A 20,230-nucleotide genomic window follows, 5' to 3' on the forward strand; every position below is an offset into this window, starting at 1 on the left:
GGACAGGGCCTCCTGCAGGCCGCTGCGTCCTGTGACGGCTTGGCTCAGAAGGAGTGCGAGATGCCCACCAGCAGCGAGCGCGGCTTGCTGCCCTTGGGAACCGAAGGCCCGGCATTGCTGGCGCTGTTGATGGTGAACGCTGCGTCGGCCTCGTTGCGGATTGCGGAGACACCCGCATACAGCTTGGTGCGCTTGGACAGCGCATGGTCGTAGCGCACGCTCAGGGCTCGCGCATCGCTGTTCGCGCGCGCACGCCCCTGGAACTGCCCATAGGACAGCAGCAACTGCCCTGCCGTGCTGACCGGTATGGTCATGCTGGCTTCAAAGAAGCGTCCGCGCTTGCTGGCGGCATCCGGCAAATCATCCTCCCGGGTGGACAGCAGCAAGGCAGCCCGGGCCACCTTGAAGTCATAGGAGCCGCCCAGCAAGCGATAGCGGTCGGTGTTCTGGGCCGTGGTGCGACGCTCCCACAGCGAAGCACCCAGGCTCCAGGGACCGCGCGTGTAGTCCAGCGAGCCGCCGAACTGGCGCCCCACACTGGTGCCGGCGTTCTCCCCGAACGAGTACATGCCCCGCACCACCAGTCCTGCCATGGAAGCCGACTGAAAGCGCAGCGAGTTGTCGGCGCGCAGCACCGTGCCGTCACGGAAATAGTTGGCGGCATTGCCCCAGATCAGGCCCGTCAGGGCATAGGAAGCCAGCGAGGTATGAAACGTGGTGTAGTGGCGACCTACCGTCAGCTGACCCCAGTCGCCGCCCATGCCGACAAAGATCTGTCGACCGAAGGCCAGCCCTCCTTGACCGCGCTCGCCGGTATCGGCATTCAGTCCGGCCTCCATCACGTACAGCGCACGCAGGCCACCGCCCAGATCCTCAGTCCCGCGAACACCCCAGCGCGAGCCCGCCAGGACACCGCTTTCCGCGCGCAGGGTGCGACCCGCGCCGGTGGACACCGACTCGGCGGCCATGTCCACCACACCGTACAGCGTGAGCTGGGATGTGGCGGGCGCTGCGGTCTGGGCCTGAGCCAGCGAGCATGTGGAGATGAAGGCAGCGGCCACGGCCAAGCCTCCCGATTGCAAGGATGTCATGAAGTCTCTCTTTTTTAATAATGGATGGGGCTCGCGGCAGAGTCCTGCCGCTATCGAGCCGCTGACAGCAGCATCCGCCGCAGTTGCGGGGACACTGTGTGGGAGTCCGACGCCTCAGATTGCGCCGGCCGCGCTCATTCGAGGCGGATGTTCTTTTGCGTGATCAGGCTGCCGTAGATGCGTGCATCGTTTTCGATGCGCCTGGCCAGCGAGGCGGCGCTGGTATCGTCGATGCGCCAGCCCTGGGCAAGCAGCTTGCTGCGGATATCGGGAGCATGAAGAATCTTTTCCAAGGCCGCGGCCAGCTTGGCGCGATGCTCTGCAGGCATGGAGGCCGGTGCCATGACCGCATTCCAGACTTCGATGTCCACATTGCCGGCACCAATCTCGGGCATGGCCGGGACGCCGGGCGCGAGCGGGCTGCGCTTGCTGGAACTCACGGCCAGGGCGGCCAGCTTGCCGGACTGGACCAGGGGCATGACGGTGGAGGCCGGCAGCAAGGCCATCTGCACCTGATCGCCCATCAAGGCGTTGACCACGGCAGGACCGCCGTTATAGGGCACATGCTGCAGATTCAGGCCCATGGCTTCCTTGATCAGCTCCACGCCCAGGTGGCCGCCGGACCCCGTGCCCACCGAGCCGTAGTTGCCCTGGGTCCCGGTCTTGAGCGCCTTGAAATAGGCGCCCGCATTCGCAGCCATGGACTTGGGAGCCACCAGCACCAGAGGCGCCGAGCCGATCATGGCCAGCGGTGCGAGATCCTTGATCGGATCGTAGGGCAGCTTGCTGTAGAGAAACTTGGAGCTGGTCAACGGGCCGTTGCCGATCACGCCTATGGTGTGGCCGTCGCCGGCCTTGGCCACGGCGTCGGCGCCGATATTGCCGCTGGCACCCCCTTTGTTCTCCACCACCACAGGCTGCCCCAGGGCCTTGGTCAGGGGCTCGGCCAGCAATCGGGCCTGCACATCGGGCGAAGAGCCGCTGGCATAGCCGACGATCAAACGTATGGGGCGGGTGGGCCAGTCAGCCTTGCCCTGGGCCTGAGCCACCAAGGGCAGGCAGGCAGCGGCGCACAGCAGCAGGGCAGCCCGGCGCACGGGCATCGATTTTTTTGTCATCTTCATGTCTCCAGAATCTCGGTCTCAGTCTCGGATCAACAATCGGCGTATCCAGCCATTAGTTCCATCATCGGTGGCAGGCGTCCGCTGGCGGGCAGGGCAAGCTGCGAACGGTACACCCGGGTTTGCAGGACAAAGTCCCGCTGCTGCGGCTTTTCGAGGTGATGCGCCTGCATTCGGTCGGCCCACCATTGGCTGCCTTGGGCGCATGCCGGTCCATCCAGATGCTCGGCCAGCATGACCACCGTGACTTCCCCCTGGGCCTGCTCGACAATGCGCTCCCCGCCAACGGGGTAGTGCAAGCAACGCTCCACAGGCACCACGCCCGCCGTGACACGCAGCAGACGCCCTTGCCGCACCGCCTGCTCCGCCCAGCGGGCTGCCTGCGCGGCCCAGGCCTGCGCATCGGTGGTGACGGCCTTGAGCGTCGTCAACGCCGCACCGCTGGATGCTCCAACCTGGACCTGCAATAGGCAGGGCCTGCGCATGAAAGCACTCAGGCGCGGCCTCATGCGTGCCGACCAGGGCGTGGGATTGGCGATCACATCCGCATACTCGGCCGAGTCCAGGGCTGCCAGAGACTCCAGACCGTAGAGCGTGAAGTATCCGCAGGCTCCGACATAGCGATGGCCGTAGACAAAGCCCGGCAAGCCCACGCGCTCGGGAACATGCTCGAGGGCATGCCAAGCCTCGTATTCTGCGCGAGCCTCAGGCCGGTCGATGTCGTTCCACAAGGCCAGAAAGGCGCTGCTCATGATGCAGAACCCGCGCCGGGTTGAATCAGCACCTTGCTCGCCAGCCGTGCACGCGCCAGCTCAAAACCCTGCCCGGCCTGCGCAAGCGGCACGCGATGGGTGATCATGAGGCGCAGTTGATCTTGATGGGTCTGCATGAATTCAACAACCTCCAGCCAGCAGCGCTCGGGCGTGCGATAGGAGCCGCGCAGCTGCTGATGACGTCGCACCAGGGCCGTCAGATCCAGCGGCACGGGAGCGGAATGAATGCCGGCAATCACCAGCACGCCATGGGTCTTGAGCGCTCGCAGGGCCGGCGCCAGCACGGCAGCCGCCCCGGTGGCTTCGATCACCACATCAAAGAGAGCTTGTTGCGTGTACGCGGCAAGGGCTTCGTCGATGTCCTGCCCCTCGAAGTCCAGCAAATCCTCGAACCCCATGGAGCGTAGGACCTCCAGCCGCGCGGCATCGCCATGGCCGGCCACCACCACCTGGGCCGCCCCCGCGGCACGCGCAAACAGCGCAATGCCCTGGCCGATATTGCCAGGCCCCAGGATCAGCACGCGATCGCCGGGCTGGACATTGCCCGTGCGCACGGCTTCGAAGCTCACCGACAGCGGCTCGGCCAATGCGGCAACCTCGGGGTCCACGCCGTGTGGAATCGGCACGCAATTGCGCAGGGGCACGGCCACATACTCGGCAAAACCGCCATGGCGCATGACACCGATGCCGCGGCGGGTGGTGCAGGCATCGAAGTCGCCGGCACTGCAACTGGGGCATCTGCCGCAGGTGACCGAAGGCCGCACGGCCACCAACTGGCCCAGGGGCAGGTGCTCGGCCCCCTCGCCTCTGGCCACGATCTCGCCGCTGAACTCGTGACCCACGGTCACCGGCAGCGCGGCCTGCAAAAAGTGATAGCTCGCCGTCCAGGCATCGATATGCAGATCCGTACCACAGACACCGGTGGAATGAACCCGCAGCAGCACCTCACCTGCGGCAGGCGACGGCATGTCGACCTCGTTGAGCTTCAGTCCCTTGGCGGACTCGGTTTTTTGCAAGGCTTGCATGAGAGAGGCAATGCATGCGTGGACATGCATCTCAGAACGAACAGGATCGGCAGTGTTGCCGCCCTTCATTCATATGTCCAACACTGATTTAATATAAAACTCATACTTTCTAAATATGGATTTATTCAGGCATGGAACTGAGACATCTGCGCTATTTCGTGGCGGTTGCCGAGCAGGGCAACGTCAGCAGGGCCGCCCGCAAGCTATTCATCGCCCAGCCGCCGTTGTCGCAGCAGCTCAAGCAACTCGAGGATGAGGTCGGCACGCAGCTCTTCACCCGCCTGCCGCGCGGCATGCAACTCACCGCTGCGGGCGAGTCGCTGCTGGAAGATGCGCGCGTCATATTGGCGCGTGCCGAGCAAGCCCCCTTGCGCGCGCGCGAACGAGAGCGCAGCAGCCAGACCGTGCTGCGCCTGGGGCTGGTTCCCTCGGCCATGCAGTCACTGCTGCCCGGCTTGCTGCGGGATGTGGCACAGGCCGGCTGTGATGTGCAGATCGAAGCTCGCGAAATGATTTCCTCCCTGCAGCAGCGGGCCTTGCGCCAGGGCGAGCTGGAACTCGGCTTTGCCCGCCCCGGGCACAAGGAGGCCGACGAGCTTGAGCTGGCCAGCATTGATGACCCCTATTGCCTGGCAGTTCCGGCCTCCCACACTCTGGCCGGAGGCAGTGGAATGCTGGATCTTCAAGCAGCCGTGCATCAGCCCTTTGTGGGCTTCACCCGCTATCAGGACACTGACTACTTCGACCGCACTGTCGCGCTGTGCGCCGAGGCCGGCTTCACTCCGCTGATACGCCACGAGGCTGGCCAGCTGGTGAATGTGCTGGCACTCGTGGCCTGCGGTCTGGGCGTAGCCATCGTGCCGGCGTCCTTCGCGATGTTCCACCGCGAGCAGATCGTGTTCCGGCCGCTTCGGGCTTCGCGCCAGGTCAGCCGGCTCGCCGTCCTCGCATCTGCCGAAGCGCTTAAAAGCAACCCGATGCTGGACCTTGTCGCCCAGCTCGCGCAATCCCAGCTACAGGCCCTGGCTGCACAGCTGGCGCAACAGGGAGCGACGGAGTCTCGAGCACAGCCGGTTTGATTTATATAACCAAATCGTCTGACAACTCATGGTTTTTATAGCGACAATTACGTTAATCATGAGCATCAGCCACTACATCAAGGAAATCGGTCGCGGCACCAAGGGCGCGCGCTCTCTTTCGCGGGCCCAGGCCTGCGATCTGATGGGGCAGGTGCTGGACGGCAAGGTCAGTGATCTGGAGCTGGGCGGCTTTTGCATTGCCATGCGTTTCAAGGGCGAAAGCGCCGAAGAGCTGGCAGGCTTTCTCGACGCCACCCAGCAACGTCTGCCCGTGTGGCCACAGGCCCATAAGGCCCAGCCCGTGGTGGTCATCCCCAGCTACAACGGCTCGCGCAAGCTGGCCAACCTCACACCGCTGCTGGCTGGTTTGCTGGCGCAGCAAGGCCTGCCGGTGCTGGTGCACGGCAGCCATACCGAAGACAAGCGCCTGGGCACGGACCAGGTGTGGCGGCAACTCGGCTGGACGGCCATCGAGCGCCCCGTCGCTCTGGAGCCTGGAGACAAGGTCTGGATGCAGACCCGTCACCTGCTGGCGCCGCTGGATCGGCTGCTGCAGATTCGCCGCCAGATGGGCCTGCGCAACCCCTCGCACAGCATCGTCAAACTGCTGGACCCCATCCATGGCAGCAGCACCGCGCAATCCGGGCTGGTGCTGGCCAGCTATACCCACCCGGCCTATGCCCAGCCCATGCTCCAGACGCTGGCCCTGCGCGCAACCAGTGCGCTGCTGGTGCGCGGCACGGAGGGCGAGGCCGTGGCCGCCCCTCACCGCGAACCCGTGAGCACGGGTGTGATTGCCGGAGAAATCTGCTTTGAGCGCTCTTCCCTGCACAGCAGCCAGCTCGCATCCGGCACCGAGATCAGTGCCCCGGAACAAGATCTGAATGCCGAGCAGACAGCCCGGCTGACGCTGGACATTCTGAACGGCCAGTTGCCTGTGCCGGCGCCGATCGCGCAACAATTGGAACAGATACAAGCCCTGCACCAGGCCATGCAGGTCACCGATGCCGGCGCTGCCGCCAGCCGCGCCGCACTGCAAGCCTATAACCGCAGCCCCGACTGAGACCCCACAATGACTGCCATTTCCCACAGCCCCAATCAGCGCGGCTCCTGCACCCTGGTGGGTGCCGGCCCCGGCGACCCCGAGCTGCTGACCATCAAGGCCGCCAAGGCCATTGCCGCGGCCAGCGTGCTGTTTGTCGACGATCTGGTCAGCGATGGCGTGATGAGCCACGCCTCGCCCTCTGCCCGCGTGGTCTATGTGGGCAAGCGCGGCGGCTGCAAGAGCACCCCCCAGGCCTTTATCGAAAAGCTCATGATTGCCGCCGTGCAGGACGGCGAACGCGTGGTGCGCCTCAAGGGCGGGGACCCCTTCATCTTTGGCCGTGGCGGCGAAGAGGTCGAACATCTGCGTGAGGCCGGTATCGAGGTGGATGTCATCAATGGCATCACCTCCGGTCTCGCGGGCCTGACCAGCCTTGGCGCCCCGCTGACTCACCGCGACCGCGCGCATGGCGTGCTTTTCATGACCGGCCATGCCAAACCCGGCGACAGCGGCCCCGACTGGCGCCAGATCGCCGCCACGGCCCATGCGGCCAAGCTGACGCTGGTGATCTACATGGGAGTGAGCAGCGTGGAGCGCATCAGCAGCGAGTTGCTCAGCGGCCTGCCCGGCAGCACGCCCGTTGCCGTGATCCAGCATGCCAGCCTGCCGCAGCAGCGGCATGCGCTGACTTTGCTGAAGGATTTGCCGCAGAGCATTGCCGAGCATCAGCTGGGCAGCCCCAGCATCATCATCGTCGGCGATGTGGTCCAGGGTATTGCCGCCTGGCAGAACCAGCCCCAAGCCTTGCCGCAATCAGCGGCCGCCTGAGACTGGACCGCCCCCGGGCTGTCCCGCAACCCAGGCTAGCGGCGACCCGACTCAGGGCGTACGAGTCTCGGCGAAGCGCTCGGCCAGCTCCTTGCGCAGTTCCTTGCGGATGATGGCGGCGTCCCAGCGGCGCTTTTCCTCGTCGGTTTCGAGCTGCAGCGGAGGCACGGGGGCAGGCTTTTTGTCATCGTCCACGGCCACCATGGTGAAGAAGCAGCTGTTCACGTGGCGCACCACCTGGCTGCGAATCTCCTCGGCAATCACCTTGATGCCGATTTCCATGGAGGACTTGCCGGTGTGGTTCACGCTGGCCAGAAAAGTCACCAGCTCACCTACGTGGATAGGCTGCAGAAACATCACCTGATCCACGCTCAGCGTCACGACATAGCGGCCCGCATAGCGGCTGGCGCAGGCATAGGCAACCTGGTCCAGCAATTTCAAGATGGCGCCCCCGTGCACATTGCCGGAGAAGTTGGCCATGTCAGGCGACATGAGCACGGTCATGCTCAGCTGGTGGGATGGTGTATTCATGGGGCGCGATTCTAGAAGTGATCCGGAACGCACGCTGAACCCTTGCGCATACCCCAATGGGACAATGGGCTGCAGATATAAACAAGTACCGACTTACACCGTGCTGTAAGTCTCAGGAGTGCGTCTTGCAAGTTCTGTTTCCCAACCCCTTCGGCCAGCCCGCCGCCAGCGCACAGGAAGTTGCAGCGCTGCAGGCACACATTGGCTTCTCAGATGCTTATGCGCAGTTTCTGATCACACAGAACGGCTTTTCCATGTATGCGCTGGAACAGGCCTCAGACCACGCCAGCTATCTTCATGACAGCACCGAGATTGCCAGCGAAAGCCACGCCAACTTTGCCGACCTCTTCAGCTTTGGCGCGCAACAGCATCAGGAAGACCTGAAAACCGTACAGTCCGAATTTCTGCTGGCCCGCTGGTTCGTGGCCATTGGCCACGACCAGGGTGGCAACCCATTTGTGGAAGTTCTGCACGGTCGGCACAAAGGAAAGATCGGCAGTCTGGACCACGACCTTTTTCTGGGCGCCAGCGATCTGCAGGAATTCTTCGGCGATATGGAGCTGGAGCATATTGCGGCACTCAGCCTCGCCGATCAGGCCGACGCACTGTGCGACTCCAAGCTGGGCCTGATCTGGTTTCACGCCAGTGACCTGAATCACTTTACGGCCTGCTGCATTCACTGCGACGACGGTTTCTGGGGCTTTGTAGTGGACGAGCCCAAAATCTGAGGCATCTGGGACAATCGCGGCCTTGTTCTTGCTCCATCGCCCTGCCTGCCGTGTCCTCCTCTTCACAGGTCCCCTTCCAGATTTTTGACGCCATCATCATCGGCGCCGGTGCCGCCGGCCTGTTCTGCGCGGCCCAGGCCGGCCAGCAGGGCCTGAAGGTGCTGCTGATCGATCATGCGCCCAAGGTGGCCGAGAAGATCCGCATCTCGGGCGGCGGACGCTGCAACTTCACCAACCGCGATCTGGACGTGCGTGCGCCGCACAAGCATTTTGTGGGGCAGAACCCCCAGTTCTGCCGCTCGGCCCTCTCGCGCTTCACGCCTGCCGACTTCATCACGCTGATGGACAGGCATGGCATTGCCCACCACGAAAAGCACAAAGGCCAGTTGTTTGCCGACCATTCGGCCGAGGACATCATCGCCATGCTGCTGGCCGAGTGCAGCGCGGGCGGCGTGCAGCGCTGGCAGCCTTGCCAGGTCAAGAAAGTAGTGCTTTCGCCGTCAAACCAAGACACAGAAAGCGATTTCAGCTATCAGATTGAAACCGATCGTGGCCTGGTACAGGCCGCCAATCTGGTCATTGCCACCGGCGGCCTGAGCATTCCCAAGATAGGCGCCACCGACTTCGGCTACCGCCTGGCCCAGCAGTTCGATCTGCCGCTGATCGAGCGCACGCCCGGCTTGGTGCCCATGACCTTCGACGGCGAAGGCTGGCAACCCTACGCGGGCCTGGCCGGTCTGGCCCTGCCCGTGGAAATCAGCACCGGCAGCAAAAAGGAGCGCATGAGCTTCCACGAGGATTTGCTGTTCACCCATCGCGGCCTCTCCGGCCCTGCGGTACTGCAAATCTCCAGCTACTGGAAGCCCGGCACCCCGCTGCAGATCAATCTGCTGCCTAGTGTGGATCTGGCCGAGGTGCTGGCCCAGGCCAAGCTCCACTCGCGCAAGCTTGTGGCCAACGAGCTGGCCGCCCATCTGCCCGCGCGCCTGGCCGATACCTGGGTCAGCCGCATGCCCGAGTTGCAGCGCCCCATCAACGAGGCCAGCGACAAGGCCCTGGCCAGACTAGCCGAGCAGCTGTCGCGCTGGGAGATCACTCCCACGGGTACCGAGGGCTATAAAAAAGCCGAGGTCACGCTGGGCGGCGTGGACACCAAGGTGCTGTCCCAGCAAACCATGGAGTGCAAGACCCGGCCGGGCCTGTACTTTATCGGCGAGGTGGTGGACATCACCGGCTGGCTGGGTGGCTACAACTTCCAGTGGGCCTGGGCCAGTGCCGCCGCCTGCGCCCAAGCCATGGCGGAAAAGCAATCGGTCATGGCTTGAGCGACTGGAACCGAAGCGCCTGCCCCATGAAAAAAGGATGGTTGAGCCATCCTTTTTTGCTGCCAGCGCCTCCGGCGCACCATCCGGTCAGGCAGAAAACTCCTTGCCTTCATAGTGCTCGGGAACCTTGAGCTGCCCCGAGGCGATGGCAGCCGACGCCTTGGCCACGCGCTCGCGCACAGCGGCGGCCACGCCCTGGCCCATGGTCAGGCGTACGGCCGCCGGGTCGCTCAGGCCAATCTTGCGAATACCCGGGCCGGGCGCACCGCGCTCCTGCATATCCTTGACGGCCAAGAACGCGCCAATGCCCACATCGGCCCAGGCGGAAGCGACGAACACCTGCGGGTCCACCGTGGTCCAGTCGATCACATTGCCAATCTGGCGCGTGCCCGCTTCGCGGCAGGCCTGAGTCACGCCATCGCGGCCGGAGTTGAGCATGGTGAAGATCACATCGGCACCGGCAGCCATCTGGGCCTTGGCAATGCGGTGCGACAAAGCGTTGTCGTCCTGATCGCCCGAGAAGTTCGTCAGCAGCTTGACCCTGGGGTCGGTATCGCGCACACCGGCCACATAGGCAGCACGCCCCTTGAGCCCCGGGGGCACGCGAATGCCCGACATATGGCCGACCACACCGGTTTTGGTGGTCAGCGCCGCCAGCACGCCCGCCAGATAGGCCGACTCTTCCTGCAGCACGTCATAGCTGCAGAGATTGCCTCCCTGTACCGCGCCCTGGGTCACGACGAACTGGGTTCTGGGGAAGCGCGCAGCAACTTCGGCTGCGGCCTGATTGTTCTGCCCGCCATGGGCAATCACCAGCTGCGCACCCTGCTCCGCAAGCTGTGCAAGAGCCGGCACCAGCAACTCCTTCCTGGGCGCCATGCCGTCGAGAAAGCGGGTCTGCACGCCCAGCTCCTGGCGTGCTTTTTCCAGGCCGCGCCAGCCGGCCTCCATAAAGCCCTTGTCGCTGCGCGAGCCCGCAAACAGACCGCCCACCACCAGGGAACCGCCGGATGCGGCAGGCCCGGAAACTCCGGCCCTGCCGGCACAGGCCGTCAATGCCAGCAAGCCCGGCACGGCTACGGCCGAAGCCATCCATTGGCGACGCGAAATAAATGAGGAATGAGAAGCGCTGGACAAGATGGAAGCTCCTTGAACACAGAAAAACAGCGACGCGCACAGGCACGAAACCCACTTATTCCTTGACCTCGGTCACGAAATAAAGCCTCCAAACTGTATGCAATTTCCGTGCACACGGTGCTCCCAAGAAACCCCAGCGCCGGGCTCGGCTGTCCTGGCGCCTGGGCAGCACCGTGCTCTTGCATTGCGCATCCGGCCTCGCTCCGCAATACACGCGACTTGAACGCGCCGATAGTCCAAAAGGCACAATGGCGGTGCCTGAATCTGGTCTGCGACAACGCCCTGCCTGCTGCCGCAAAACCATGCACGCGCGACCGACGCCGAATTGCTTCACGCCCCATTCAAGACGCGGCCCAAGTCTTGGTCTATAATGCTCGACTTTGCTGGCATTACCCCGTCGGCCATACTAGTTAAAAAGTGGCGGGGAAACCGCTGTTCACGGCTCTCAGGCCCGATCTTCCCGAGAACCCTCTGTCAGCACAGATATATCTGGAAATTAAATGACTACCATCCGCGTCAAAGAAAACGAGCCCTATGAAGTTGCCCTGCGCCGCTTCAAGCGCACCATCGAAAAGCTGGGTCTGCTGACCGATCTGCGTGCTCGCGAGTTCTACGAAAAGCCCACAGCCGAGCGCAAGCGCAAGAAGGCTGCTGCCGTGAAGCGTCACTACAAGCGCGTTCGCAGCATGCAACTGCCTAAGAAGCTGTACTAATCGTTGATTAGGACCAGTCGGCCTTAAAACAGCCGCAAACCCGCGCTCGGGACGCCAGGCGCGGGTTTTTTGTTTTCTGGCCACTGCCAAGCCTGCCCGGCTGCGCAGTGACCTCCCAGCGCATGGACAGTCAGCGTCCGTTCGCCCACCCCAAGGAGAAAGCCATGAGCCTGAAAGCCCAGATTACCGAAGACATGAAGACCGCCATGCGTGCCAAGGACAGCGCGCGCCTGGGCACCATCCGCCTGCTGCAGGCCGCGATGAAGCAAAAGGAAGTGGACGAGCGCATCGAGCTCGACGACGCCGCCGTCATCGCCATCGTCGACAAGCTGATCAAGCAGCGCAAGGACTCCATCGCCGCCTTCGAAGCCGCCAACCGCAGCGATCTGGCCGATGTGGAAAAGGCCGAAATGGAAGTGCTCAAGGTCTATCTGCCCGAACGCATGGGCGAGGCCGAGATCACCACAGCCGTGCAGGCCATCGTGGCCGAACTGGGTGCCTCCGGCCCCGGCGACATGGGCAAGGTGATGGGCGCCGTCAAGGCCCAGCTGGCCGGCAAGGCCGATATGGGCCTGGTGTCCGCTGCCGTGAAGGCCGCGCTGACCCGATAGTTGGCAACCGGCCTGAGCCACCATGCGGCACCAGGCTCAAAAACAGAAGCTGCTTGCGCTTGCAGTACATATCTTTCAGATTAAAAATGATCTGAAATTTATGTATATCAAGCGATAGCAGCTTCTTTTTTTATAGCATTTCTGAATCCCATGGGCGCCTGTTTGCTGAAGAACTCCTGCAGAAACTCGACGCAGACCCGCACCTTGGCCGAGCGCTCCAGTCGCGTCGGATAGACGGCCCAGATATTCGCCTGCTGCTGCCACTCGGGCAGCAACTGCAGCAGGCTGCCGGCCTGCAGATCGGCCGCCACATCCCAGAGCGATCGCAACACGATGCCATGGCCGTCGCGCGCCCATTGCACGGCCATCTCGCCATGATTGGTGGACAGCGGCCCGGTCACTTTCACGCTGCGCTCCTGACTGCCCGAGCGCAGTTTCCAGACACCGAAGGGATGGTCACGCTCCTTGATGACCAGGCAGTCATGCGCAGCCAGCTCGTCGAGCGTGCGCGGGCTGCCACGCCGCTGCACATAGGCCGGGGCCGCACACAGCACGCGATGGTTGTCGGCCAGATGCCGGGCAATCAGGTGCGGGGCGATCTCGTCGCCCACGCGTACGTCTAGATCGAAGCCCTCGGCCGCAACATCGACGATGCGGTCAAACACCTCCAGGCGTAGCTGCAGCGCCGGATATTGCGCAATCAGCTGCGACAGTGCGGGCGCAACCACATTGCGGCCAAAACCGAAGCTGGTGGACACCCGCAGCAGGCCGCGCGGCTGGCGCCGCGTCACATCCACCTCCTGCAGCAGATGCTCGACCTCGTCCAGAATGCGCTGCGCCCAGTGGTAGACGCGCTCGCCCTGCTCGGTGACAGCTACCCGCCGTGTGGTGCGATGCAGCAGCTTCACGCCCAGCTCCTGCTCCAGCAGGCGGATGCGCTTGCTGACAAAGGCCGGCGAAGCATTGTGCGCGGCCGCAGCCTCGGCAAAGCTGGCTTTGCGCACCACGGTGGTGAAGACACGCAGGTCTTCGGGCGAGGGCATTTTCTGCACGATCTGTAAACAATCAGGCCACGATCAGTCAATTGTATTCAGTTATGCAAGGTGCAGAATACCGCCAGGCACAGGCTGAGCCGCTGCCTCGCCACCCAACACATTCACGAGAGAGCACCATGTCCACTCCCAACAAGATTGCAGTCATCGCCGGCGACGGCATCGGCAAGGAAGTCATGCCCGAAGGCCTGCGCGCGCTGGAAGCCGCAGCCAAGCGCTTCGACCTGCCGCTGGAGTTCCACCATTTCGACTGGGCCCATTGCGACTACTACGCCGAACACGGCCAGATGATGCCCGACGACTGGAAGGCCCAGCTGTCGGGCATGGACGCCATCTTCTTCGGCGCCGTGGGCTGGCCCGCCACCGTGCCCGACCATGTCTCGCTGTGGGGGTCCCTCCTCAAGTTCCGCCGCGAATTCGACCAGTACATCAATCTGCGTCCGGTGCGCCTGTTCGAAGGCGTTCCCTGTCCCCTGGCCGGCCGCAAGCCCGGCGACATCGACTACTACGTGGTGCGCGAGAACACCGAAGGCGAATACACCTCGCTGGGCGGCGTGATGTTCGAAGGCACAGACCGCGAGATCTGCATCCAGGAATCGGTCTATAGCAAGCATGGCGCCGATCGCCTGCTCAAGTACGCCTTCGATCTGGCCCAGAGCCGCGCCAAGAAGCACGTGACCCTGGCCACCAAGAGCAATGGCATTGCCATCAGCATGCCCTGGTGGGACAAGCGCGCCGACGACGTGGCCAAGGACTACCCCGAAGTCACGCTGGACAAGCAGCACATCGACATCCTTACCGCGCGCTTCGTGCTTCAGCCCGGCCGCTTCGACGTGGTGGCCGCCACCAATCTGTTTGGCGACATCCTGTCCGACCTGGGCCCTGCCACCACGGGCACCATCGGCCTGGCACCGTCGGCCAACCTCAACCCCGATCGCAACTTCCCCTCGCTGTTCGAGCCCGTGCATGGCTCGGCGCCCGACATCTACGGCAAGAACATCGCCAACCCCATCGCCATGGTCTGGTCGGGCGCGCTGATGCTGGACTTCCTGGGCCGCAGCGAAGGTGCCTGGCGCCAGGCCCACGACACCATCGTGGCCGCTATTGAGCACACGATCAAGGCCGGTCCGCTGACGCCCGATCTGGGCGGCAAAGCCGACACCACCGAGGTGGGCAAAGCCATCGCTGCGGCCATCGCCAAGGCCTGATGGCTCCAGGCTGGCCGCGGCCGGCCTGATTCAAAATGAGAAGCACCCGTGCAGGCACAACCTGCACCAGGGTGCTTTTTACGTCTGAACGCCCAGGCCCAACGGCGGCGCAGGCTTCAGCCCGGGGATTTGGCTTTGGCTTGCGAAGCCGGTTTTCTGGCCGCCCGGGCCTGGGCATTGCGCTGCGCAGCGGCCTGCACCAGTGCCTGGAACGCTGCGCCGTCGAGCGCTTCGCCGACATGCAGGTCTATGGCCCGGCGCGTGGCGCCTTCAAGACTGGCATTGAACAGGCCGGCCGGATCGGCCAGGGCCGCGCCATGCGCGAAGGTCAGCTTGACCACGGCCTTGTAGGTCTCGCCCGTACACAGGATGCCGTCCTGCGACCATACGGGCGTTCCACGCCATTTCAGCTCTTCCACCACGGCGGGCAAGGCCTCGCGGATCAGCGCCCGCACGCGGGCCAGCATGGCGCCGCGCCAGTCGTCCAGGCCGGCAATCCTGGCATCGATCAGAGCCGAAGCCTCGGGGCCGCTGACAGGCTCGGCCGGAGGTGCAGGCATGGGTAGCAAGGCAGTCATAGATGGGCCTCCATGGTTGGACCTGGAATCATGTCCGGCACAAGGCTCAAGACATGGGACAAGGATTGCACCACGGTAGCACGCCGGAGCAGAGCGGTCCCAGAGTGCCAGCCCGCCCTATATCAGGCTCATACCAGACTCAGCCCAGCTCCCCCGCAACCTCGCGCAGGCATTCGACCAGCAAGCCCGTGGTCGGCGTCAGCGGCTGGCCACGCAAGGTGATCAATCCCACCGGCGGCAGGTCTATGGGCACGACCAGATCCAGCATGGCCAGCGTACCCAGGGCAGCATGGCAGCGGGCCACACCGCGCGCCATGAAGGCCACGGCGCCGCGCTGGTGTACAAAGGTCAGCTGCGAGAGAAAGGACGCGGTCTCCACGATGTCGGCCGGCGGGTGCAGGCCGTGGGCATAGAACTGCTGCTCCAGCTTCACGCGCAGCGAGGCCCAGGGCGGTGGCAGCACACAGGGCTGGCCCGCCAGGGCCTGCCAGCTGGCCGCGCCCGGCGCCAGCAGCGCATGACCGGGTCGCACCACGGCCACCATGGGATCGTCGTACAGTGCCTCGGTCTCCAGATCAGGCGCGGCATAGCCAGGCTCCAGCCGTCCCACGAACAGATCCAGCTCGCCCAGGCGCAGCTTGGGCAGCAAGCGCGTCAGGTCCCCTTCCTCTACCATCACCGTGGTCTGGTCCGAACGCGCTTTCAAGCGCTCCACGGCGCGCGCCAGCAGCACCGGCGTGGCCACCACCATGGCCCCCACACTGGCGCGCCCGCGGGCACCGCTGGCCTCGGCGGCCATCTCGTCGCGCGTGCGTTCGAAACCGGCCAGCACCGAGCGTGCAAAACGCACCATGCTGACACCGGCTGCCGTGGGTTCGGTGCCGCGCGTGGAGCGCTCGAACAGAGCCATGCCCAGCATGCGTTCGACCTCGGCCAGAGTCTTGGAGACGGCAGGCTGGGTCACGGCCAGAAACTCGGCCGCACGGCCCAGGTGGCGGAACTGGTCCAGCGCCACCAGCAGCTGCAGATGGCGCAGCTTGAGGTTGGAGCGCAGCACACGATCGATCTTGCTCATGGGGCTTCATTACCTAATAGTTATGAAGAGAGTCTATCTTTTCATTGGATTGTCATGGAGCAGTTTTGAACAATCGGGGCTGGCAGTTCATATAACGACAGGAGACAAGCGATGATCCCCCCACACAGCAGCCGACGCAGCTTTGTGCTCGGCACCCTCGGCGCAGCCACCCTCGGCAGTTCCACCCGCCTGCTGGCCCAGACCTGGCCCGAACGCCCCATCACCTTCATCTGCCCCTGGCCTGCCGGCGGCACGGCCGACCAGTCCATGCGCGCGCTGTGCACCGTGGCCAGCCGCATCCTGGGCCAGGCGATTGCAGTGGAGAACCGCGCCGGAGCCTCGGGCATGATCGGCTCCAAGGCCCTGGCCTCGGCGAAGCCCGACGGCTACACCATCGGCCAGATCCCGATCTCGGTCACGCGCTTCTCCCAGCTGGGCACGCTGCAGGCCGATCCGCGCAAGGACTACACCTATATCGCGCGTACCTCGGGCCAGACCTTCGGTATCGCCGTGCCGGCCAACTCGCGCTTCAAGACCCTGCAGGACTTCGTCGCCGCCGCCAAGGCCAAGCCCGGCAGCATCACTTACGCCCACGCCGGCGTGGGCGGCGCCACGCATGTGGGCATGGAAGAATTTGCGGCCGCAGCCGGCATACAGCTCAGCCACGTGCCCTACAAGGGCGGCGCCGAGGCGCTGCAGGGCGTGCTGGGCGGCCATGTGGATGCGCTGGCCGACTCCAGCTCCTGGGCTCCGCATGTCGAAGCCGGCAAGCTGCGCCTGCTGGCCACCTGGGGCGAGCAGCGCACGCCGCGCTTCAAGGACGTGCCCACGCTCAAGGACCTGGGCTACAACGTGGTCGTCGATGCGCCCAACGGCATCGGCGCGCCCAAGGGCCTGCCGCCCGCCGTCGAAGCCAAGCTGCGCGATGCCTTCCGCCAGGCCGTGGCCAGCCCCGAGTTCAAGTCCGTGGCCGACAGGCTGGACGCGCCCTTGCTCTACCTGGACGGCCCCGACTACGCCAAATATGTGAACACGGTCTACCAGAAGGAAACCGTGCTCATCGACAAACTCAAACTGCGCGAGCTGATGCGCTGACGCGCCGCGTCCCCGCCGCATCCCCACTGCCTCAAGCCCGCCATCCCCGGACTCCAAGATGCTCTCCTCCTCTTCTTCCCTGCTGCACCTGCACCCCAACGACAACGTGCTGGTGGCCAAGACCGCCCTGGCCCTGGGCCAGGACATTCCCGAGCTGGGAGTGCGCACGCGCGCCCAGGTGCCGGCCGGCCACAAGATCGCGGCACGCCGCATCGCCGAGGGCGAGCAGGTCAAGAAGTACGACACGGTGATCGGCGTCGCCACACGCGACCTGGAGCCTGGCGACTATGTGCACAGCCACAACCTCAAGCTGGTGGACTACTACCGCGACCCGTCGTTCGGTGCTGACGTACGGCCCGTGGACTACGTGCCCGAGGAGCTGCGCGCCACTTTCCAGGGGTTTGTGCGAGCGGGCGGCGGCGTGGGCACGCGCAACTTCATCGGCATCCTGTCCTCGGTCAACTGCTCGGCCACCGTGATCAAGCGCATCGCCGCCCACTTCACGCCCGAACGGCTGGCAGCCTTTCCCAATGTGGACGGCGTGGCCGCCTTTGCCCAGAGCAGCGGCTGCGGCATGTCCTCACCCAGCGAGCACTTCGATGTGCTGCGCCGCACCCTGGCCGGCTATGCGCGCCACCCCAACCTGGCGGGCGTGCTCATCGTGGGCCTGGGCTGCGAACGCAACCAGGTCGATGCATTGGTGGATTCGCAAGGCCTCAAGGAAGGCCAGTTGCTGCGCACCCTGGTGATGCAGGAAGTGGGTGGCACGCGCGCCACCATCGAAGCAGGTATTGCCGCCATCGAAGAAATGCTGCCCATCGCCAACCAGGCGCAGCGCAGCACCGTCAGCGCCGCCCATCTCAAGATCGGCCTGGAATGCGGCGGCTCGGACGGCTTCTCGGGCATCACTGCCAACCCCGGCCTGGGCGCGGCCATGGACATTCTGGTGCGCCACGGCGGCACGGCCATTCTGTCCGAGACACCCGAGATCCATGGCGTGGAGTTCATGCTCACGCGCCGCGCCATCAGTCCCGAAGTCGGCCAGAAGCTGCTGGACCGCCTGGCCTGGTGGGAACGCTACGCAGCCGGCCAGAACGCCCAGTTCAACGGCGTGGTCGGTCATGGCAACCAGGCCGGCGGCCTGGCCAACATCTTTGAGAAATCCCTGGGCAGCGCCATGAAGGGCGGCACCACGCCGCTGCGCGCCGTCTATGAATATGCCGAGCCCATCACCGAACACGGCTTCGTCTTCATGGACTCGCCGGGCTACGACCCGGTGGCCTCCACGGGCCAGATCGCCAGCGGCGCCCAGCTGATCTGCTTTACCACGGGCCGCGGCTCCATGTTCGGCAGCAAGCCCGCACCCACCATCAAGCTGGCCAGCAACACCCCCATGTACAAGCGCCTGCAGGAAGACATGGACATCAACTGCGGCGTGGTCGTCGACGGAGAGCTGAGCGTGCCCGAGCTGGGCCAGCAGATCTTCGAGCGGATCCTGCACCATGCCAGCGGCGAGCCAACCAAGAGCGAAGCCCTGGGACTGGGCGACCATGAATTCGTGCCCTGGCATCTGGGCATCGTGAGCTGAGGAAAACGCATCTTCCAGAGCTTCCCGCCCATATCCAATCTTCACTTTCCGCGATTTTCACCATGAACGCCACGCCACTCAGACTGCAACGCACCGAACTGCAGCGCAGCGCCAACTTCATCGCCGGTGTCTGGATGCCTGCTGCCAGCGGCGCCAGCTTTGCCGTGACCGATCCGGCCACGGGCAACACCATCACCAGCGTGCCAGATTCAGGTGCGGCCGATGCGCACGCCGCCGTGGACGCCGCCCAGGCCGCCCTGCCCGCCTGGCGCAAGCTGCCGGCCAAGCAGCGCGCTGCCATCATCAAGCGCTGGAACGATCTGGTGCTGGCCCATCAGGACGATCTAGGCACGCTGATCTCGCTGGAGCAGGGCAAGCCCCTGGCCGAAGGCAAGGGCGAAGTGGCCTATGCAGCCAGCTATATCGAATGGTTCGGCGAGGCCGCCACGCGCATGAATGGCGAAGTCATCCCAGCGCCCGTGCCGGGCCGGCGCATGTTCGCCCTGCTCGAACCCGTTGGCGTGGTCGCCGCCATCACGCCCTGGAATTTCCCGGCCGCCATGATTGCGCGCAAGATCGCGCCGGCCCTGGCTGCGGGCTGCACCGTGGTCTGCAAGCCGGCCGAGGACACGCCGCTGACCTCGCTGGCCCTGGTGCTGCTGGCGCACGAAGCCGGCGTGCCGGCCGGTGTGCTCAACATCGTCACGGCTTCGCGTGAGCGCACGCCCGAGGTGGTCGATCAATGGCTGGATGACAGCCGCGTGCGCAAGATCACCTTCACAGGCTCCACGCCCGTGGGCAAGCACCTGGCGCGCCGCAGCGCCGACACGCTGAAAAAGCTCTCGCTGGAACTGGGCGGCAATGCGCCCTTCATCGTCTTCGAGGATGCCGATGTGGCAGCCGCCGTGGACGGCTTCATGGCCGCCAAGTTCCGCAACGGCGGCCAGACCTGCGTCTGCCCCAATCGCGTCTTTGTGCACCGCACCGTGTACGAGGCCTTTGCCCAGCAACTCAGCGCCCGCGTGGCAGCCCTGCACGTGGGCCCGGCCAGCGACCCGGCCTCACAGATCGGCCCCATGATCAATGACCGTGCGGTCGAGAAGATCGCCCGCCATGTGGAGGACGCGGTGGCCAAGGGCGCCAAGGTGCTCACCGGCGGCAAGCGCCTGACGGAACTGGGCCCCACCTACTACGCCCCCACCGTGCTCTCGGGCACCACGGCCTCCATGGCCTGCGCCTGCGAAGAAACCTTCGGCCCGGTGGCTCCGCTGACCGTGTTCGACGACGAGGCCGAGGTCATCGCCGCCGCCAACGACACGCCGTTCGGTCTGGCCGCCTATTTCTACAGTCAGGACATACGTCGCATCTGGCGTGTCGCCGATGCCCTGGAATCGGGCATCGTGGGCGTCAACGAAGGCGCTCTGGCCGCCGAGGCCGCGCCCTTTGGCGGTGTCAAGGAGTCAGGCTACGGCCGCGAAGGCTCGACCCACGGGCTCGACGATTACCTGCACACCAAATACGTCTGCCAAGGTGGATTGGATTGAATGCAGGACACCTCCCTGAGGCGCTGCGCGGCCAGCCAGGCCCTTGCTTGGCGTCTCTGGCTTGTGCCGCGCCAGTTACAGGC

At 64.7% G+C, this 20,230-nt stretch carries 20 protein-coding genes; 11 read left to right on the forward strand and 9 right to left on the reverse strand.

What is annotated here, in order from left to right; translation table 11 throughout:
- Positions 1 to 44: 44 nt before the first annotated feature.
- The 4 genes from Cth01_RS16690 to Cth01_RS16705 all read right to left on the reverse strand — a co-directional run bounded on the left by Cth01_RS16690 (position 45) and on the right by Cth01_RS16705 (position 4,010).
- Complete coding sequence (locus tag Cth01_RS16690; protein ID WP_045839843.1) at positions 45 to 1,091, reverse strand: porin; 1,047 nt, start codon at positions 1,089 to 1,091, stop codon at positions 45 to 47.
- Between the two features lie 134 nt (positions 1,092 to 1,225).
- Positions 1,226 to 2,194, reverse strand: a complete 969-nt coding sequence (locus tag Cth01_RS16695) for a Bug family tripartite tricarboxylate transporter substrate binding protein (protein ID WP_043004809.1) — start codon at positions 2,192 to 2,194, stop codon at positions 1,226 to 1,228.
- A gap of 50 nt (positions 2,195 to 2,244) precedes the next feature.
- Positions 2,245 to 2,964: a hypothetical protein gene (locus tag Cth01_RS16700; protein WP_045839844.1), complete on the reverse strand. Its 720-nt coding sequence runs from the start codon at positions 2,962 to 2,964 to the stop codon at positions 2,245 to 2,247.
- A complete protein-coding gene (locus Cth01_RS16705) occupies positions 2,961 to 4,010 on the reverse strand; it encodes a zinc-dependent alcohol dehydrogenase (protein ID WP_233425212.1) in 1,050 nt (349 codons plus the stop codon). The genes Cth01_RS16700 and Cth01_RS16705 overlap by 4 nt, the downstream gene beginning before the upstream one ends.
- Positions 4,011 to 4,141: 131 nt before the next feature.
- Between Cth01_RS16705 and Cth01_RS16710 the strand changes: the two genes are divergently transcribed.
- The 3 genes from Cth01_RS16710 to cobA are packed head-to-tail and all read left to right on the forward strand — an operon-like array spanning position 4,142 to position 6,962.
- Complete coding sequence (locus Cth01_RS16710) at positions 4,142 to 5,089, forward strand: LysR substrate-binding domain-containing protein (protein WP_045839845.1); 948 nt, start codon at positions 4,142 to 4,144, stop codon at positions 5,087 to 5,089.
- A 58-nt stretch (positions 5,090 to 5,147) separates the two neighbouring features.
- A complete protein-coding gene (gene ybiB / locus Cth01_RS16715; RefSeq protein ID WP_034352702.1) occupies positions 5,148 to 6,152 on the forward strand; it encodes a DNA-binding protein YbiB in 1,005 nt (334 codons plus the stop codon).
- A 9-nt stretch (positions 6,153 to 6,161) separates the two neighbouring features.
- The gene (gene cobA, locus Cth01_RS16720; protein WP_045839846.1) at positions 6,162 to 6,962 is read left to right on the forward strand and encodes a uroporphyrinogen-III C-methyltransferase; all 801 of its coding nucleotides are present in this window, start codon (positions 6,162 to 6,164) and stop codon (positions 6,960 to 6,962) included.
- Positions 6,963 to 7,013: 51 nt separating this feature from the next.
- Here the strand turns inward: cobA and Cth01_RS16725 are convergent, their stop codons facing one another.
- Positions 7,014 to 7,493 (reverse strand): acyl-CoA thioesterase, encoded by a 480-nt coding sequence (locus Cth01_RS16725; RefSeq protein ID WP_003069412.1) that lies wholly within the window; start codon positions 7,491 to 7,493, stop codon positions 7,014 to 7,016.
- A gap of 125 nt (positions 7,494 to 7,618) precedes the next feature.
- Between Cth01_RS16725 and Cth01_RS16730 the strand changes: the two genes are divergently transcribed.
- Both Cth01_RS16730 and Cth01_RS16735 read left to right on the forward strand, forming a co-directional pair.
- Entirely contained in the window at positions 7,619 to 8,221 is a 603-nt protein-coding gene (locus Cth01_RS16730) for an SMI1/KNR4 family protein (RefSeq protein WP_045839847.1), read from the forward strand.
- Between the two features lie 50 nt (positions 8,222 to 8,271).
- Positions 8,272 to 9,546 (forward strand): BaiN/RdsA family NAD(P)/FAD-dependent oxidoreductase, encoded by a 1,275-nt coding sequence (locus Cth01_RS16735; RefSeq protein WP_045839848.1) that lies wholly within the window; start codon positions 8,272 to 8,274, stop codon positions 9,544 to 9,546.
- 87 nt (positions 9,547 to 9,633) lie between these two features.
- Here the strand turns inward: Cth01_RS16735 and Cth01_RS16740 are convergent, their stop codons facing one another.
- On the reverse strand, positions 9,634 to 10,683 hold the full coding sequence (locus tag Cth01_RS16740; protein ID WP_233425213.1) for a BMP family protein: 1,050 nt from the start codon (positions 10,681 to 10,683) through the stop codon (positions 9,634 to 9,636).
- 500 nt (positions 10,684 to 11,183) lie between these two features.
- On the opposite strand from Cth01_RS16740, the gene rpsU reads away from it, so the two are divergent.
- Both rpsU and Cth01_RS16750 read left to right on the forward strand, forming a co-directional pair.
- Positions 11,184 to 11,396, forward strand: a complete 213-nt coding sequence (rpsU, locus tag Cth01_RS16745; protein ID WP_003052999.1) for a 30S ribosomal protein S21 — start codon at positions 11,184 to 11,186, stop codon at positions 11,394 to 11,396.
- Positions 11,397 to 11,560: 164 nt separating this feature from the next.
- Positions 11,561 to 12,007, forward strand: a complete 447-nt coding sequence (locus Cth01_RS16750) for a GatB/YqeY domain-containing protein (RefSeq protein WP_034352908.1) — start codon at positions 11,561 to 11,563, stop codon at positions 12,005 to 12,007.
- A 107-nt stretch (positions 12,008 to 12,114) separates the two neighbouring features.
- On the opposite strand, the gene Cth01_RS16755 is transcribed toward Cth01_RS16750, so the two are convergent.
- Positions 12,115 to 13,050, reverse strand: coding sequence for a LysR family transcriptional regulator (locus tag Cth01_RS16755; RefSeq protein ID WP_034352719.1), 936 nt, complete (start codon positions 13,048 to 13,050; stop codon positions 12,115 to 12,117).
- Positions 13,051 to 13,178: 128 nt separating this feature from the next.
- On the opposite strand from Cth01_RS16755, the gene Cth01_RS16760 reads away from it, so the two are divergent.
- Positions 13,179 to 14,267, forward strand: a complete 1,089-nt coding sequence (locus Cth01_RS16760) for a tartrate dehydrogenase (RefSeq protein WP_045839850.1) — start codon at positions 13,179 to 13,181, stop codon at positions 14,265 to 14,267.
- Positions 14,268 to 14,383: 116 nt separating this feature from the next.
- Here Cth01_RS16760 and Cth01_RS16765 read toward each other — a convergent pair whose 3' ends face one another.
- Both Cth01_RS16765 and Cth01_RS16770 read right to left on the reverse strand, forming a co-directional pair.
- Positions 14,384 to 14,845 carry a DUF1801 domain-containing protein gene (locus Cth01_RS16765; protein ID WP_045839851.1) on the reverse strand — a complete coding sequence of 154 codons (462 nt, stop codon included), beginning with the start codon at positions 14,843 to 14,845 and terminating at the stop codon, positions 14,384 to 14,386.
- A 139-nt stretch (positions 14,846 to 14,984) separates the two neighbouring features.
- Complete coding sequence (locus Cth01_RS16770; protein WP_034352726.1) at positions 14,985 to 15,920, reverse strand: LysR substrate-binding domain-containing protein; 936 nt, start codon at positions 15,918 to 15,920, stop codon at positions 14,985 to 14,987.
- Positions 15,921 to 16,031: 111 nt separating this feature from the next.
- On the opposite strand from Cth01_RS16770, the gene Cth01_RS16775 reads away from it, so the two are divergent.
- The 3 genes from Cth01_RS16775 (at position 16,032) to Cth01_RS16785 (ending at position 20,147) form a co-directional block, all read left to right on the forward strand.
- The gene (locus Cth01_RS16775) at positions 16,032 to 17,015 is read left to right on the forward strand and encodes a Bug family tripartite tricarboxylate transporter substrate binding protein (RefSeq protein ID WP_034352729.1); all 984 of its coding nucleotides are present in this window, start codon (positions 16,032 to 16,034) and stop codon (positions 17,013 to 17,015) included.
- Between the two features lie 58 nt (positions 17,016 to 17,073).
- On the forward strand, positions 17,074 to 18,603 hold the full coding sequence (locus Cth01_RS16780; protein WP_034352731.1) for a UxaA family hydrolase: 1,530 nt from the start codon (positions 17,074 to 17,076) through the stop codon (positions 18,601 to 18,603).
- Positions 18,604 to 18,665: 62 nt separating this feature from the next.
- The gene (locus Cth01_RS16785; RefSeq protein ID WP_045839852.1) at positions 18,666 to 20,147 is read left to right on the forward strand and encodes an NAD-dependent succinate-semialdehyde dehydrogenase; all 1,482 of its coding nucleotides are present in this window, start codon (positions 18,666 to 18,668) and stop codon (positions 20,145 to 20,147) included.
- Positions 20,148 to 20,230 lie beyond the last annotated feature (83 nt).

This window comes from Comamonas thiooxydans (assembly GCF_000964545.1).
GTDB classification, from domain to species: domain Bacteria; phylum Pseudomonadota; class Gammaproteobacteria; order Burkholderiales; family Burkholderiaceae_C; genus Comamonas; species Comamonas thiooxydans.

Coding starts and splice junctions, on each gene's coding strand:
- Cth01_RS16770 (WP_034352726.1), bottom strand. CDS start 15,920: ATGAGCAAGATCGATCGTGTGCTGCGCTCCAACCTCAAGCTGCGCCAT.
- Cth01_RS16780 (WP_034352731.1), top strand. CDS start 17,074: ATGCTCTCCTCCTCTTCTTCCCTGCTGCACCTGCACCCCAACGACAAC.
- Cth01_RS16705 (WP_233425212.1), bottom strand. CDS start 4,010: ATGCAAGCCTTGCAAAAAACCGAGTCCGCCAAGGGACTGAAGCTCAAC.
- Cth01_RS16785 (WP_045839852.1), top strand. CDS start 18,666: ATGAACGCCACGCCACTCAGACTGCAACGCACCGAACTGCAGCGCAGC.
- Cth01_RS16710 (WP_045839845.1), top strand. CDS start 4,142: ATGGAACTGAGACATCTGCGCTATTTCGTGGCGGTTGCCGAGCAGGGC.
- Cth01_RS16725 (WP_003069412.1), bottom strand. CDS start 7,493: ATGAATACACCATCCCACCAGCTGAGCATGACCGTGCTCATGTCGCCT.
- cobA (WP_045839846.1), top strand. CDS start 6,162: ATGACTGCCATTTCCCACAGCCCCAATCAGCGCGGCTCCTGCACCCTG.
- Cth01_RS16755 (WP_034352719.1), bottom strand. CDS start 13,050: ATGCCCTCGCCCGAAGACCTGCGTGTCTTCACCACCGTGGTGCGCAAA.
- ybiB (WP_034352702.1), top strand. CDS start 5,148: ATGAGCATCAGCCACTACATCAAGGAAATCGGTCGCGGCACCAAGGGC.
- Cth01_RS16695 (WP_043004809.1), bottom strand. CDS start 2,194: ATGCCCGTGCGCCGGGCTGCCCTGCTGCTGTGCGCCGCTGCCTGCCTG.
- Cth01_RS16690 (WP_045839843.1), bottom strand. CDS start 1,091: ATGACATCCTTGCAATCGGGAGGCTTGGCCGTGGCCGCTGCCTTCATC.
- rpsU (WP_003052999.1), top strand. CDS start 11,184: ATGACTACCATCCGCGTCAAAGAAAACGAGCCCTATGAAGTTGCCCTG.
- Cth01_RS16775 (WP_034352729.1), top strand. CDS start 16,032: ATGATCCCCCCACACAGCAGCCGACGCAGCTTTGTGCTCGGCACCCTC.
- Cth01_RS16760 (WP_045839850.1), top strand. CDS start 13,179: ATGTCCACTCCCAACAAGATTGCAGTCATCGCCGGCGACGGCATCGGC.
- Cth01_RS16750 (WP_034352908.1), top strand. CDS start 11,561: ATGAGCCTGAAAGCCCAGATTACCGAAGACATGAAGACCGCCATGCGT.
- Cth01_RS16700 (WP_045839844.1), bottom strand. CDS start 2,964: ATGAGCAGCGCCTTTCTGGCCTTGTGGAACGACATCGACCGGCCTGAG.
- Cth01_RS16765 (WP_045839851.1), bottom strand. CDS start 14,845: ATGACTGCCTTGCTACCCATGCCTGCACCTCCGGCCGAGCCTGTCAGC.